Here is a 14,372-nt window from a genome sequence, read left to right as displayed (position 1 = left end):
AGCTCCCATGAGTGACATCCCAACCCTGTATATAGTCCCCACTCCGATCGGCAATCTGGCCGACATCACCCAGCGAGCACTGGATGTGCTGCGCAGCGTCGATCTGGTGGCCGCCGAGGATACCCGGCATACCGGGATCCTGCTCAGCCACTACCAGATCTCGGTACCGACCTTTGCCCTGCACGATCACAACGAGCAGCAAAAGGCGGATGTGCTGATCGCCCGCATCAAGGAGGGCAAGAGCGTGGCCCTGGTCTCCGATGCGGGGACGCCGCTCATCAGCGACCCCGGTTATCACCTGGTCACCCGTTGTCGCGAAGCCGGGGTCAAGGTGGTGCCGCTGCCCGGTCCCTGCGCTGCCATCACGGCGCTGTCCGCCGCCGGGCTGCCCACCGACCGCTTCGCCTTCGAGGGTTTCCTGCCGGCCAAGGCCAAGGGGCGGGATGATCGCCTGCAAGCTGTCATCGAAGACACCCGCTCTCTGGTGTTCTACGAATCGCCGCGCCGGGTGCAGGATACCGTGGAAGCGATTGCTCGCATCCTTGGCGAGCGCCAGGTGGTGGTGTGCCGCGAGCTGACCAAGACCTTCGAGTCCATCCACGGTCTGCCCGCCTCCGAGATGCTGGCCTGGCTCGGAGAGGACGATAACCGTTGCCGCGGGGAGATCGTGCTGGTGGTCGCCGGTGCCAGCAAGGTGGATGACGAGTTGCCTGCGGAGGCGATCCGCACCCTGGGCCTGCTGGTCAGCGAGCTGCCCCTCAAGAAGGCTGCAGCCCTCACCGCCGAGATCCACGGGGTGAAGAAGAACGCCCTCTACAAATACGGCCTCGAGCACTATTAATTGCCGTAAACCGGAATTGACGGTTTACCCCGTCCGTCTCGCGAGGCTATAATCCGCGCCTCGGAGTTGGCTGGGCAATCGCTGCTTCGTCGTTGTGTCCCTCGGGACAGACGGGCGGAGGGGAGGAAAGTCCGGGCTTCACAGGGCAGGGTGCCAGGTAACGCCTGGGGGGCGCGAGCCTACGACCAGTGCAACAGAGAGCAGACCGCCGATGGCCCGCAAGGGATCAGGTAAGGGTGAAAGGGTGCGGTAAGAGCGCACCGCGCGACTGGCAACAGTTCGTGGCACGGTAAACTCCACCCGAAGCAAGACCAAATAGGCCCCTATTGGCGCGGCCCGCGTTGGGGGCGGGTAGGTTGCTTGAGCCAGCGAGCGATTGCTGGCCTAGAGGAATGATTGCTACCCGGGGCAACCCGGTACAGAACCCGGCTTACAGGCCGACTCCGACCTCTTTCCTGAAGAGCCTTGCGATTTATCGCAAGGCTCTTTTTATTAACCATAAAGTACTGCCTCGGTTGACTCGTGATATTTACTGTTGGGCTAGCTATGTTTAACAAATGTATTTTATATCAATCTGTTATGTGGAATTTTTCCATGTTCTGAATATCGTGATGGCGCTGGAGAAGCGCGGCCTGCATGGCTGATGTTTATTCGTGCAATTTGTCAGTTTTTTAATTGCTGAAAATTAATCGAGTTGCGGGTAACACAAATAACTTGTGGAAAATCAATTCATTTAATCGGTAGTCCCATCACGCTGCGTCAATATGTTCCCCATGCCCGAGATCCTTGCTTGAAAAGCCCCTTGCTCGTCCTTAAACTTCATGGTGGAGAAAAGTGGATCAAAGTGGTTTTATTGGGCATCTAGCCCCCATAACTCACCTTCGGGGACTGCAATTTGTTGCGTGGCGCTCACGCCATCAGCCTGGACAGCAAGGGGCGGTTGGCGATTCCGACCAAATTTCGTGATTGGCTGCGCGACGAGTGCGACGGCCAGCTGGTCTGCACCATCGACATCGCCCATCCCTGTCTGCTGCTTTATCCCCTGAATGAATGGGAAGAGGTGGAGCGCAAGCTGAAGACCCTTTCCAGCACCAACCCGGCAGAACGCCGCCTGCAGCGTCTGCTGCTCGGCCACGCGGCCGAATGCGAACTGGATGGCAATGGCCGTCTGCTGCTCAGCCAGCCGCTGCGCAGCCATGCTGGGCTGGACAAGAAAGTCATGCTGGTGGGCCAGCTCAACAAATTCGAGCTGTGGGATGAAGCCCGCTGGCAACAACAGATCAACGACGACATCCTGGGCCTGCCCGAGGACGACTGGGCAAGTTCACCACGACTACAGGATTTTTCTTTATAAATGACCCAAGCCGCTGAACACATCACAGTGCTGTTGCACGAAGCCGTCGAAGGGCTGGCCATCAAGCCGGACGGTATCTACGTCGACGGTACCTTTGGCCGGGGTGGTCACTCTCGTCTCATTCTCCAGCATCTGGGCCCGAACGGCCGTCTGATCGCCATCGACCGGGATCCCCAGGCCATTGCCGAGGCGGCCAAGATCCAGGATCCCCGTTTCGAGATCGTGCACGGTCCCTTCTCCGGCATCACCCGTTATCTGACCGAGCGCGGCCTGCTGGGCAAGGTCGATGGCTTCCTGCTGGATCTCGGTGTCTCCTCCCCCCAGCTTGACGATGCCGAACGTGGCTTCAGCTTCATGAAGGACGGCCCGCTCGACATGAGGATGGATCCCACCTCCGGTCAGAGCGCCGCCGAGTGGCTGGCCCGTGCCGATGTGGACGACATCGCCTGGGTGCTGAAAACCTTCGGTGAGGAGCGCTTCGCCAAGAAGATTGCTCGCGCCATCGTGCATGATCGGGTGACAGAGCCCTATGTGCGCACCCGCCAGCTGGCGGAGATGATTGCCCGGGTCAACCCGAGCAAGGAGAAGGGCAAGCACGCGGCGACCCGCAGCTTCCAGGCCATCCGCATCTATATCAACAGCGAGCTGGACGAAATTGAAACCGCCCTCAACGGCGCGCTGGACGTGCTGGCTCCTCACGGTCGTCTCTCCGTCATCAGCTTCCACTCTCTGGAAGATCGGCTGGTGAAGCATTTTATTCGCAAGCATGAGAAAGGTCCGGAAGTACCCCACGGCATCCCCCTGACCGAAGCCCAGCTTGCCGGTGGTCGCAAGCTGAAGTCGATCGGCAAGGCGCTCAAGCCTTCCGACCACGAGGTCAATGAAAACACCCGGTCCCGCAGCTCGGTGCTGCGGGTCGCAGAGCGTCTTGCGGAGTAAACGATGAGCGATGTGCGCGTTCACCTCGCCAGGGAGATCGTTGCGGATCTCTGGCGCCACAAGTTGCAGGTCCTGTTGACCGTCGCCGTGCTGGTCACCGCCTTTGCGGTGATCCTGGTGACCAACATGACCCGGGGTCTGACGGCCAAGCAGAACGATCTGATGGCGGAGGAGGACAGGCTCAACATCGAGTGGCGCCACCTCTTGCTGGAACAGGGCACACTGGCTGAGCACTCCCGGGTGGCGAGTCTGGCCATGGACAAGTTGCAGATGGCTCGTCCCCTGGTGACCACTGAAAAGGTAATTACACAACCATGACACGCAAGGCCGCCACCAAGGCTCCGGCAAAGGACAAAGCCAAGGCGAAAGCACCCTCACTCTACCCGTGGCGCTTTCGTACCCTGGTTTTCTTCATCGGCATCGCGTTTGCGGGGCTGATCCTGCGGCTGGCCTGGATCCAGGTGATCGATCCTGACAGACTGCGCCAGGAGGGGGACATGCGCTCCCTGCGCACCACCTCCACCCAGGCGGTGCGCGGCATGATCACGGACCGCAATGGCGAACAGTTGGCGGTATCCGTACCGGTCGAAGCGGTCTGGGCTGATCCCAAGACGGTGCATGAGTCCGGTGCCATCCACAACGAGCGTGCCTGGCTGGCACTCTCCGCCGTGCTCAAGCTCGACATCAACACCCTCAAGCATCGCATCGCCAACCCGAGCAAGCGCTTCGTCTATCTGCAGCGGCAGGTGACGCCTGCGGTGGCCGAGTACATCAAGGGGTTGAAGCTGGGGGGCATCTATCTGCGCCCCGAGGCGCGCCGTTTCTACCCGACCGGCGAGATAAGCTCCCACCTGGTGGGGGTGACCAACATCGATGGCAGCGGCATCGAGGGGATTGAGCGCAGCTACAACGAGTGGCTGACCGCAACCCCTGGCGAGATGCGAGTGCGCAAGGACAGGCAGGGCCGCGTCATCGAGCGCCTAGGCCTGGTGAAAGAGGGCAAGCACGCCAACGATCTGCAACTGAGCATCGATCAGCGGGTGCAGGCGCTGGCCTATCGCGCCCTCAAACGGGCTACCGACGAGAACAAGGCCACCTCCGGCTCCATGGTGATGTTGGATGTGAAGACCGGCGAGGTGCTCGCCATGGTCAACACCCCCTCCTACAACCCGAACAACCGCGGTCAGTACCAGAGTTTCCGGGTGCGAAACCGGGTGGTGACCGATACCTATGAGCCGGGCTCCACGGTCAAGCCATTGATTTTGCTTAGTGCCTTGCAAGCCGGTGTCACCAGCTGGAAGGACTTCATCCCGGGCGGCCCCCTCTTCATCGGGGCCAAGCAGATCCGTGACGTGAGTATCCACAAGGCGACCAACCTGTACGACATCCTGCGCTACTCCTCCAACATCGGCATGTCGCGCATCGCGCTGCGGATGCCGGCCCAGGAGATGATCAACACCCTGAGCATGGTGGGCTTCGGCATGGACACCGGCAGCGGCCTGATGGGGGAGAGCAGCGGCATGCTGCCCCAGCGTCGCCGCTGGTCCGACATCGAGCGAGCCACCCTGTCGTTCGGTTATGGTCTGCGAGTGACCCCGCTGCAGCTGGCCTCCGCCTACGCCACCCTGGCCAACAAGGGCAAGCGGGTTCCGCTCTCCATCATCAAGGTGACCAAGCCGCCCAAGGGTGAGCAGGTCATCGATCACAACAACGCCGCAGCCATGTTGCAGGCGCTGGAGTACGTGGTCAGCAATGCCATTCCCAAGGCCCAGATCCCCGGTTATCGGGTCGGTGGCAAGAGTGGTACCGCCAAGGTGGCCGTGGCTGGGGGCTATGGCAAGGACTACATGGCCTGGTTTGCCGGTTTCGCGCCAGCCAGCAATCCCCGTTTCGTCATGGTGGTGGTGATCAACGAGCCCAAGGGGGATGCCTACTACGGCGGTGCCGTGGCGACCCCGCCCTTTGCGGAGGCCATGGGAGGCGTGTTGCAGCTCTTCAACATCCGTCCCGATGCGATCCCGCCCGAGGTACCCGCCAAGCTTGCCCGCACGGAGGCCAACAATGGCGCACCGCGTACTTGACGGGCATCCGGTTTTTTCCATCGGCCCCGCTGCTGTCGGGGCGTTTTCCATGGCGTGTACGAGCGCCCGCATTCCCGCATTTTCGGAGGCTTCCCATGCCGCCCCGCACACTTGATCAACTGATGAGCCGCTTCGGCATCGATGCCCCGGCGCTTTCCCTCAACGATCTCCAGCTCGACAGCCGGCGGGTCGGTCCCGGCTCGCTCTTCGTGGCGATTCGTGGCCATCAGGTGGATGGCAGGCGCTTCATCGAACAGGCGGTGGCTCAGGGAGCGACCGCCGTGCTGTTTGAGGAGGACGGAGAATTCGTCCCTCCGGCGACCCAGATCCCCTGCATCGGCATGAGGGATCTTCCCGCTCGTCTCTCCGAGCTGGCCGGTCATTTCTACGGTCACCCTGCGCAAAAGCTGCAACTGGTGGGCATCACGGGCACCAACGGCAAGAGCACCACGGCCCTGCTGGTGGCCAACTGGCGCACCCTGCTGGGGGGCAAGGCCGGGGTCATGGGCACCATAGGCAACGGTCTGTTTGGCGAGCTCATCGAAGCAGAGAACACCACCGGCAGCGCGGTCCAGGTGCAGGCCAATCTGGCCGCCTTGCAGCAGCAGGGGGCCGATCTGGTGGCGATGGAGGTCTCCAGCCACGGTCTGGTGCAGCATCGCGTGGCGGCCCTGCCGTTTGCCGCGGCAGTCTTCACCAACCTGAGCCGGGATCATCTGGACTATCACGGCACCATGGAGGCCTATGCCGCCGCCAAGGAGGAGTTGCTGAAGCTGGTGGATGAGCCTTGCGCCGTCATCAACGCCGATGACCATCTGGGACGGCAATGGCTGGCGACCTATCCCGGTGCGGTGGCCTTCGGGGTTCATGGTCCGATTGAAAACCATGCCGGACGACAACTGACGGCGCAGGATCCCCATTTCCACCAACAAGGTTTTGATACGCGCATTAACTCCAGCTGGGGGAATGGTGTATTATCCGCCCCCTTGCTCGGCCGCTTCAACGTCAGCAACGTGCTGGGCGCCATGGGCGCCATGCTGGTGCTCGGCTACGACTTCGATGACCTGCTGGCGACGGCTCCCAGACTGCAACCGGTGACCGGTCGCATGGAGTGCTTCGGCGGTGGCGATGCGCCGCTCGCCGTGGTCGATTACGCCCACACCCCGGATGCGCTGGAGAAGGCATTGCAGGCCCTGCGGGTGCACTGTCACGGCCGGCTCTGGTGCCTGGTGGGATGCGGCGGCGACAGGGATCGCGGCAAGCGTCCCATGATGGCTGCCATGGCGGAGCAGCATGCGGACTGCGTGATCCTGACCGACGACAATCCCCGTACCGAGGAGCCGGCCCGGATCATGGCCGACATGGTGGCGGGGCTTCGCGATCCCGGCGCCGTGCAGATTGAGCACGACAGGACCAAGGCAATCCAGCTGGCACTGAGTCAAGCGAGCAAAGAGGACATCATCCTGGTGGCTGGCAAAGGCCACGAGGATTATCAGATCATTGGAACCGACAAGCGGCACTACAGCGATCGGGAAACCGTCGCAGCCGCCTTGCACACATTAATGGAGTCATTCAAATGATGACCCTCAGGCTTGCCGACCTGGCGCAGGTGCTCGATGCCCGTCTGATCGGGGGCGACCATGAGATCACGGCGGTCAGCACCGACACCCGTACCCTGGGCGCGGGGGCGCTGTTCGTGGCCCTGCGCGGCGAGCGTTTCGACGCCCACGATTTCTGCGACCAAGCGGTTGCCGCCGGCGCCAGTGCCCTGCTGGTGGAGCGCGAATTGCCGCTGGCCATTCCACAACTGGTGGTGGGCGACACCCTCAAGGGGCTTGGGCGTCTGGGCAGGCTGGTGCGCGAGCGCATCAATCCGAAAGTGCTCGCCATCACAGGCAGCTGTGGCAAAACCACGGTGAAGGAGATGGCGACGGCCATCCTGCGCTGTGAAGGGGAGGTGCTGGCCACCGCCGGCAACTTCAACAACGAGGTGGGGGTGCCGCTGACCCTGCTGCGCCTCGAGCCGCAACACCAGTTCGCGGTGATGGAGCTGGGAGCCAACCACCCGGGCGAGATCGCCTGGACCACGTCGCTCGCCAGACCCGACGCCGCCATCATCAACAACGTCGCTGCCGCGCACCTGGAAGGCTTTGGCTCCCTGGAAGGGGTGTTCCATGCCAAGAGCGAAATCTTCGAAGGGCTAGGCGAGGGCGGCACCGCCATCGTCAATGCCGACAACGAGTTCTGGCCGAAGTGGCGTGAAAAGGGCATCCAGTGCGCCTTCTCCCTTGAGGATCAGCGTCAGCCGTTCCACGCCCGCGACATCGTGCTCAACGAGCAGGGTTGTGCCGGGTTCGTGATGGTGACGCCCCAGGGAGAGGTGAACCTGACCCTGGCCATTCCGGGTCGCCACAACGTGGCCAACGCCCTGGCTGCTGCCGCCGGTACCCTGGCCCTGGGCGCATCGCTTGCGTCCGTCAAGGCGGGACTGGAGCAGATGGCGCCGGTCAAGGGCCGTTTCTGCGTGCAACGCTGGGGTGGCCTCACTCTGGTGGATGACACCTACAACGCCAGCGTGGAGTCCGTGCTGGCGGGTATCGATGCCCTGACCGCCATGAACGGCTACAAGGTGCTGGTATTCGGTGACATGAAAGAGTTGGGTGAGGAGTCCGCCGCGCAGCATGCCCGGGTCGGACACCACGCCCGTGAGCAGGGCCTCGATGCCGTGCTGACCGTAGGGGAACAGAGTCGCCACACCGCAGATGCCGCGGCTGGCCGACATTTCGATAACAAGGCGTCGTTGTTTGAAGTGCTTGCGCAAATGATAAAGACACATCAGGAAATTTCGGTTCTGGTCAAGGGCGCCCGTGGCTCCCGCATGGAAGATATCGTCGAGATGGTCAAGGGCCATCAGGAGTCAGCCACATGCTAGTCTGGCTGGCGGAACTGCTCACCCCGCACTTCACCTTCTTCAACGTCTTCTCCTACCTGACGTTTCGCGCCATCCTGTCGATCATCACCGGTCTGGTGGTGGCGCTCTGGATGGGGCCGCGCCTCATCCGTCGCCTGCAGATCATGAAGTTCGGCCAGGTGATCCGCAACGACGGTCCCGAGTCCCACCTCAGCAAGAAGGGCACCCCGACCATGGGCGGCCTGATGATCATTGCCGCCATCTTCACTTCTGTGCTGCTCTGGTGCCGCCTCGACAACCCCTATGTCTGGCTGGTGCTGTTCGTGCTGGGGGCCTATGGCGCCATCGGTTTTGCCGATGACTATCTCAAGGTGGTGCGCAAGAACACCGACGGCCTCATCGCCCGCTGGAAGTACTTCTGGCAGTCCGCGGTCGCGCTGGGGGTAGCGGTCTTCCTCTACGCCACGGCCACCCACGATGGCCAGACCCAGCTGGTGGTGCCCTTCCTCAAGGATGTGATGCCCCAGCTCGGCCTGATGTTCATCCTGCTGACCTACTTCGTCATCGTTGGTACCTCCAACGCGGTCAACCTGACCGATGGCCTGGATGGCCTCGCCATCATGCCCACCGTGATGGTGGCGGGGGGCTTCGCCCTGATCGCCTGGGCGACCGGCAACGTCAACTTCGCGAACTACCTGCACATTCCCTACGTGCCCTACACCTCCGAACTGGTGATCGTCTGTACCGCCATCGTGGGCGCGGGCCTGGGCTTCCTCTGGTTCAACACCTACCCGGCCCAGGTCTTCATGGGGGACGTGGGTTCCCTGGCCCTGGGCGGCGCGCTCGGTACCATCGCGGTGCTGGTGCGCCAGGAGTTCCTGCTGGTGATCATGGGGGGCGTCTTCGTGATGGAGACCGTCTCGGTGATCCTGCAGGTCGGATCCTACAAACTGCGCGGCGTGCGGATCTTCCGCATGGCCCCCATCCATCACCACTATGAGAAGAAGGGCTGGCCGGAGCCGCGCGTCATCGTGCGCTTCTGGATCATCACCCTCATGCTGGTGCTGCTTGGCCTCGCCACCCTGAAGGTGAGGTAAGCCATGGTCATCATCATCGGACTCGGCAAAACCGGACTCTCCTGCGTCGATTACTTCCTCGACCGCGGCGTCACGCCGCTGGTGATGGACACCCGTGCCAACCCGCCGGGCAAGGACGAGCTTCCCCCCGAGGTGGAGCTCATCCACGGGCTGGACGCGGAGCGGCTCAAGCAGGCGCACATGATAGTGGCGAGCCCGGGCATCGCCCTGGCGACTCCGGAGTTGAAGGCCGCCGCCGAGTTCGGGGTGCGCATCGTCGGTGACATCGAACTGTTCGTGCGTGAAACCCAGACGCCCGTCATCGCCATTACCGGTTCCAACGGCAAGAGCACGGTCACCACGCTAGTGGGTGAGATGATCGCCGAGGCGGGGCTCAAGGTCGGTGTGGGGGGCAATATCGGCACCCCGGCGCTGTCGCTCCTCAAGCAGCCCATGGATCTCTGCGTGCTGGAGCTCTCCAGCTTCCAGCTGGAGACCACCTACAGCCTGCGGGCCGCCGCCTCCGTGGTCTTGAACCTCAGTGAAGATCATATGGATCGCTATACCGGCATGGCGGATTACCGCGCCGCCAAGATGGAGATCCATCAGCACTCCCAGCACATCCTGATCAATCGCGACGATCCCCAGACCCTGCCCGATGTGGGTCAGGTGTGGCAGAGTTTCGGCCTCGACTGCAACGGCTACGGTCGCTGCGAGCTGGAGGGCCGTCACTGGCTGACTTTGCACGGTGAGCCGCTCCTGGCGGTGGACGAGATGAAGATAGTGGGTGCCCACAACCAGGCCAATGCCCTAGCGGCCATGGCCCTGTGCGATGCGGTGGGCATTCCCCGCGAGGCACAACTTGCCGTGCTGCGCCGCTTTGAAGGCCTGCCTCACCGTGCCCGCTTCGTGCGGGAGGTAAATGGGGTGCGCTGGATCAACGACTCCAAGGCCACCAACGTGGGGGCGACCCTGGCCGCCGTGGCCGGGGTGCGTGAAGCGGTCAAGGGCCGCCTGCTGCTGCTGGCCGGTGGCCAGGGCAAGGGGCAGGACTTCGGCCCGGTGCAGGCGCTGCTCGGCAGCCAGATCGATCACATGTATTGTTTTGGTCAGGATGCCGAGGTGCTGCTGGCCCTGGGCGAACAGACCGAGCGGGTTGCCGATCTTGACGCTGCTGTCGCCAAGGCGGCGACCGACGCCAGGCCTGGTGACTGGGTGCTGCTGGCGCCGGCCTGCGCGAGCCTGGATCAGTTCAAATCCTTTGAAGCGCGCGGCGATCGCTTCACCGAACTGGTGATGGGCTTATGAACGCCCTGCGCATGGTTGCGGGATTCTTGCAGCGCTGGTTGCTACCGGCACGCCCCGCCGGTCTTTACGATCGGCAACTGGTGGTACTGGCCCTCGCCCTGATGGGCGTCGGGCTGGTAATAGTGGCGTCCGCTTCCATTCCTGAGGGGATCGCCATCAACAACGATCCCTTCATGTTCGTGAAGCGCCACGGCATGTTCCTCGTGATGGCGCTGGGTATCTCCTGGTTCGTGTTGCAGGTGCCCATGGCACGCTGGCAGCACTACAACGGCCCCATGTTGCTGCTGGCCATCGTGCTGCTGGTGATGGTGTTGCTGGTGGGGCGCAGCGTCAACGGCTCGGTACGCTGGCTGCCGCTGGGCCCCTTCAACCTGCAGCCGGCCGAGTTCGGCAAGCTGGCGCTGTTCGTCTATCTGGCAGGCTATCTGGTGCGCCGCCAGAGCGAGGTGCGCGAACGCTTCATCGGTTTCATGAAACCCATGGCGGTGCTGTTCGTGGTGGCCATCCTGCTGCTGGCCCAGCCGGATCTCGGGTCAGTGGTAGTGATGTTCGTCACCTCCCTCGGGATGCTGTTCCTGGCCGGTGCCCGGCTGGTGCAGTTCATCGGTCTCATCCTGGTGGGTGTGAGCGCCGTTGTGACCCTGATCATCGCGGAGCCCTACCGGATGCGGCGGGTGACCTCCTTCCTCGACCCCTGGGCCGATCCCTTTGGCAGCGGCTATCAGCTGACCCAGTCCCTGATGGCCTTTGGTCGGGGGAGCTGGTTTGGCGAGGGGCTCGGCAACTCCATCCAGAAGATGGAGTACCTGCCGGAAGCCCACACCGACTTCGTGTTCGCCATTCTGGGCGAAGAGCTGGGCTACGTGGGGGTGCTTGGCGCACTCTTCCTGATTTTTGCGCTGGCGGTGAAGGCGCTCAAGCTGGGTCACCAGGCGCTGGTGGCCGAGCGGCTCTATGAAGGTTATCTGGCCATCGGCATCGGCATCTGGTTCAGCTTCCAGACTTTCGTCAACGTCGGTGCCGCCAGCGGCATGATGCCTACCAAGGGGCTGACCCTGCCGCTGGTCAGTTATGGCGGCTCCAGTCTCATCATCATGATGGTGGCGGTGAGCATGTTGATTCGTATCGATTTCGAGTTGCGCCAGGCGAGTGCCCAGGCGCGCGTGCGGGAGGTTGTGTGAGCAAGACGTTACTGGTGATGGCGGGTGGTACCGGGGGCCATGTGTTCCCCGGCCTGGCCGTCGCCGATCGCCTCAAGGCCCAGGGCTGGACCATCCACTGGCTCGGCACTGCCGACCGGATGGAGGCGGAGCTGGTGCCTGCCCATGGTTATCCCATCTCCTTCATCGACATCCAGGGGGTGCGTGGCAACGGCATCAAGCGTCTGCTCGCGGCGCCCTACCGTGTCATCAAATCCGTGCTGCAAGCCCGCCAGGTGCTCAAGACCATCCAGCCCGATGTGGTGCTGGGCATGGGGGGCTTCGCCTCCGGCCCGGGTGGCGTGGCCGCCTGGCTGTCCGGCATTCCACTGCTGCTGCACGAGCAGAATGCCGCCGCCGGCCTGACCAACAAGCTGCTGGCCCGTATCGCCAGGCGGGTACTGATGGCCTTCCCCGGTGCCTTCGCCCCCAATGCCCGCACCGCCGTGGTGGGCAACCCGGTGCGCCCCGAGGTGGTGGCGCTGCCGGATCCCCAACTGCGCAGCAGCAGCGATCCTCTGCGCCTGCTTGTGGTCGGTGGCAGCCTGGGGGCCCGGGTCCTCAACGAGCAGGTGCCTCCTGCGGTTGCAGCTGCCGGTGTGCCCATCGAGGTGCGTCACCAGTGCGGCAAGGGCAACGGGGAGGCCGTGGCTGCCTCCTATGCCGGGCTGGGGGTCGAGGCCGAGGTGAGTGAATTTATCAAGGACATGGCGGATGCCTATGCCTGGGCTGACCTGGTGGTGTGCCGCGCCGGCGCATTGACCGTCTCCGAAGTGGCCGCCGCAGGTGTGGCCGCCATCTTCGTGCCCCTGCCCCATGCGGTGGACGATCACCAGACCCGCAACGCCCTGACCCTGGTCGACGGCGGTGCGGCCGAGTTCCTGCCCCAGTCCGAGCTGACGCCGGCCGCTCTGGCGTCACGCCTCTCCTGGCTCGCCGGGCGCAGGGAAACTCTGTTGAACATGGCCCAGGCCGCGCGCCGGGTCGCCATCATCGATGCTGCCGAACGGGTTGCCGATGAGTGCAAACGGCTCGCCACCGGCTGAGCCAAACGAGATGGAAGGCCAAGATGTGCCGCCAAGGCCCCGCTTCTGTCTTCGAACTGATGAATGTCGCCGAATGAAAATGGCCTGTGGCCGCGAATTGAGAAAGAACTATGACCAAGGTTGAACTGGCAAAACTGCGTACCGTTATCCCCGAAATGCGCCGCGTGCGTCGCATCCACTTCATCGGCATCGGTGGCGCCGGTATGGGCGGTATTGCGGAAGTGCTTGCCAATGAAGGGTATCAGGTGACCGGCTCGGATCTGGCCCGCAACGGGGTGACCGAACGCTTGGCCTCTTTGGGCGCACACATTTTTGTCGGTCACAGTGCCGAGCATGTGGACGGTGCCAGCGTAGTGGTGGTTTCCACCGCCATCAAGCAGGACAACCCCGAGCTGCTGGCTGCCCGCGAACTGCGTATTCCCGTGGTGCGCCGCGCCGAAATGCTGGCGGAACTGATGCGCTTCCGTCACGGCATCGCCATTGCTGGGACCCACGGCAAGACCACCACCACCAGTCTGGTGGCGAGCATCTATGCCGAGGCGGATCGCGACCCCACCTTCGTCATCGGCGGTCTGCTCAACAGCGCCGGCACCAATGCCCGCCTGGGCAGCAGCCGTTATCTGATTGCCGAGGCGGACGAGAGCGACGCCTCCTTCCTGCATCTGCAACCCATGGTCTCCATCGTGACCAATATCGAAGCGGATCACATGGACACCTATGGTGGCGATTTCTCCAGGTTGAAGGCCACCTTCATCGATTTCCTGCACAACCTGCCGTTCTACGGCCTGGCCGTGGTGTGCGTGGATGACCCCGTGATCCGCGCCATGCTGCCGGAGATCGCCCGTCCCACCCTCACCTACGGTCTGAGCGATGATGCCGATGTGCAGGTGCTGGACTTCGTGCAGACCAGCAATCGCAGCAGTTTCCGGGTGCGCCGTGCAGGGGCGGGTGAGCTGGAGGTGACCCTGAATCTGCCGGGCATCCACAACGCCCTCAACGCCGCCGCCGCCATTGCGGTGGCAACCGAAGACGGCATCGGCGACGAGGCCATCATCCAGGCACTTTCCAAGTTTGAAGGGGTGGGGCGCCGCTTCCAGCAATATGGCGAGTTTGAAACCGGCCGTGGCAAGGCCATGCTGGTGGACGATTACGGTCATCACCCGAGCGAAGTGAAGGTGACCATCAACGCCGCTCGCGCCGGCTGGCCCGAGAAGCGACTGGTGATGGTGTTCCAGCCGCACCGCTACAGCCGGACCCGGGATCTCTACGAAGATTTCGCGGATGTGCTTTCCAAGGTGGACGTGCTGGTGATGCTGGAGGTCTATGCCGCCGGTGAGGAGCCCATTCCCGGTGCCGATGGTCGTGCCCTGTGCCGTTCCATCCGCTCCCGCGGCACCCTGGAGCCCATCTTTGTCGCAACGCCGGACGATGTGCCCGCGGTGCTGGCCGACCTGATTGGCGAGGGGGATCTGGTATTGACCCAGGGGGCGGGTAACGTCGGTGCGCTGGCCCGTCGTCTCGGCGAGATGAAATTGAGCGTGGATAGCATGAAATCCGGTGCCTGAGGGCCCAATGAGTATTTTGACCGCCAAGCCGAGGCCTATATAATGGCGAACC

At 63.0% G+C, this 14,372-nt stretch carries 12 protein-coding genes and 1 other RNA gene; all 13 read left to right on the top strand.

Translation table 11 applies throughout. The annotated features are described in order from the left end of the window. The first annotated feature begins 7 nt into the window (after positions 1-7). A complete protein-coding gene (gene rsmI / locus AB5Y70_RS19545; RefSeq protein WP_052814457.1) occupies positions 8-841 on the top strand; it encodes a 16S rRNA (cytidine(1402)-2'-O)-methyltransferase in 834 nt (277 codons plus the stop codon). A 62-nt stretch (positions 842-903) separates the two neighbouring features. Then, positions 904-1,290: RNase P RNA component class A (rnpB, locus tag AB5Y70_RS19540), an RNA gene on the top strand. Between the two features lie 446 nt (positions 1,291-1,736). Then, positions 1,737-2,195 (top strand): division/cell wall cluster transcriptional repressor MraZ, encoded by a 459-nt coding sequence (gene mraZ / locus AB5Y70_RS19535; RefSeq protein ID WP_039040489.1) that lies wholly within the window; start codon positions 1,737-1,739, stop codon positions 2,193-2,195. After that, positions 2,196-3,134, top strand: coding sequence for a 16S rRNA (cytosine(1402)-N(4))-methyltransferase RsmH (gene rsmH / locus AB5Y70_RS19530; protein WP_042015088.1), 939 nt, complete (start codon positions 2,196-2,198; stop codon positions 3,132-3,134). It abuts the gene before it with no gap. Positions 3,135-3,137: 3 nt separating this feature from the next. Beyond that, a complete protein-coding gene (gene ftsL / locus AB5Y70_RS19525) occupies positions 3,138-3,452 on the top strand; it encodes a cell division protein FtsL (RefSeq protein ID WP_010675842.1) in 315 nt (104 codons plus the stop codon). Next, the gene (locus tag AB5Y70_RS19520) at positions 3,449-5,215 is read left to right on the top strand and encodes a peptidoglycan glycosyltransferase FtsI (RefSeq protein WP_010675841.1); all 1,767 of its coding nucleotides are present in this window, start codon (positions 3,449-3,451) and stop codon (positions 5,213-5,215) included. The genes ftsL and AB5Y70_RS19520 overlap by 4 nt, the downstream gene beginning before the upstream one ends. A 95-nt stretch (positions 5,216-5,310) precedes the next feature. Beyond that, a complete protein-coding gene (murE, locus tag AB5Y70_RS19515; protein ID WP_257707077.1) occupies positions 5,311-6,795 on the top strand; it encodes a UDP-N-acetylmuramoyl-L-alanyl-D-glutamate--2,6-diaminopimelate ligase in 1,485 nt (494 codons plus the stop codon). Then, positions 6,792-8,147: a UDP-N-acetylmuramoyl-tripeptide--D-alanyl-D-alanine ligase gene (gene murF / locus AB5Y70_RS19510; protein ID WP_279981991.1), complete on the top strand. Its 1,356-nt coding sequence runs from the start codon at positions 6,792-6,794 to the stop codon at positions 8,145-8,147. The genes murE and murF overlap by 4 nt, the downstream gene beginning before the upstream one ends. After that, positions 8,141-9,223, top strand: coding sequence for a phospho-N-acetylmuramoyl-pentapeptide-transferase (mraY, locus tag AB5Y70_RS19505; RefSeq protein WP_010675838.1), 1,083 nt, complete (start codon positions 8,141-8,143; stop codon positions 9,221-9,223). Before murF ends, mraY begins: the two co-directional genes overlap by 7 nt. A gap of 3 nt (positions 9,224-9,226) precedes the next feature. Continuing rightward, entirely contained in the window at positions 9,227-10,510 is a 1,284-nt protein-coding gene (gene murD / locus AB5Y70_RS19500; RefSeq protein WP_223919408.1) for a UDP-N-acetylmuramoyl-L-alanine--D-glutamate ligase, read from the top strand. After that, a complete protein-coding gene (ftsW, locus tag AB5Y70_RS19495; RefSeq protein WP_223919406.1) occupies positions 10,507-11,691 on the top strand; it encodes a cell division protein FtsW in 1,185 nt (394 codons plus the stop codon). Before murD ends, ftsW begins: the two co-directional genes overlap by 4 nt. Beyond that, a complete protein-coding gene (gene murG, locus AB5Y70_RS19490) occupies positions 11,688-12,755 on the top strand; it encodes an undecaprenyldiphospho-muramoylpentapeptide beta-N-acetylglucosaminyltransferase (protein ID WP_010675835.1) in 1,068 nt (355 codons plus the stop codon). Before ftsW ends, murG begins: the two co-directional genes overlap by 4 nt. A gap of 110 nt (positions 12,756-12,865) precedes the next feature. After that, positions 12,866-14,320, top strand: coding sequence for a UDP-N-acetylmuramate--L-alanine ligase (gene murC, locus AB5Y70_RS19485; protein ID WP_113978312.1), 1,455 nt, complete (start codon positions 12,866-12,868; stop codon positions 14,318-14,320). Positions 14,321-14,372: the final 52 nt, after the last annotated feature.

Origin of the sequence: Aeromonas sp. s1(2024), from assembly GCF_040908005.1 — a bacterium.
Lineage (GTDB): Bacteria > Pseudomonadota > Gammaproteobacteria > Enterobacterales > Aeromonadaceae > Aeromonas > Aeromonas caviae.
Note: the sequence above shows the minus strand (reverse complement) of the source record. Positions and strands in the feature narration are given on the sequence as shown.

What these genes read in the sequence shown, in the direction of transcription:
- AB5Y70_RS19520 (WP_010675841.1), top strand. Translation starts at nt 3,449, where the DNA reads ATGACACGCAAGGCCGCCACCAAGGCTCCGGCAAAGGACAAAGCCAAG.
- ftsL (WP_010675842.1), top strand. Translation starts at nt 3,138, where the DNA reads ATGAGCGATGTGCGCGTTCACCTCGCCAGGGAGATCGTTGCGGATCTC.
- murF (WP_279981991.1), top strand. Translation starts at nt 6,792, where the DNA reads ATGATGACCCTCAGGCTTGCCGACCTGGCGCAGGTGCTCGATGCCCGT.
- murC (WP_113978312.1), top strand. Translation starts at nt 12,866, where the DNA reads ATGACCAAGGTTGAACTGGCAAAACTGCGTACCGTTATCCCCGAAATG.
- mraY (WP_010675838.1), top strand. Translation starts at nt 8,141, where the DNA reads ATGCTAGTCTGGCTGGCGGAACTGCTCACCCCGCACTTCACCTTCTTC.
- rsmI (WP_052814457.1), top strand. Translation starts at nt 8, where the DNA reads ATGAGTGACATCCCAACCCTGTATATAGTCCCCACTCCGATCGGCAAT.
- murE (WP_257707077.1), top strand. Translation starts at nt 5,311, where the DNA reads ATGCCGCCCCGCACACTTGATCAACTGATGAGCCGCTTCGGCATCGAT.
- murD (WP_223919408.1), top strand. Translation starts at nt 9,227, where the DNA reads ATGGTCATCATCATCGGACTCGGCAAAACCGGACTCTCCTGCGTCGAT.
- ftsW (WP_223919406.1), top strand. Translation starts at nt 10,507, where the DNA reads ATGAACGCCCTGCGCATGGTTGCGGGATTCTTGCAGCGCTGGTTGCTA.
- rsmH (WP_042015088.1), top strand. Translation starts at nt 2,196, where the DNA reads ATGACCCAAGCCGCTGAACACATCACAGTGCTGTTGCACGAAGCCGTC.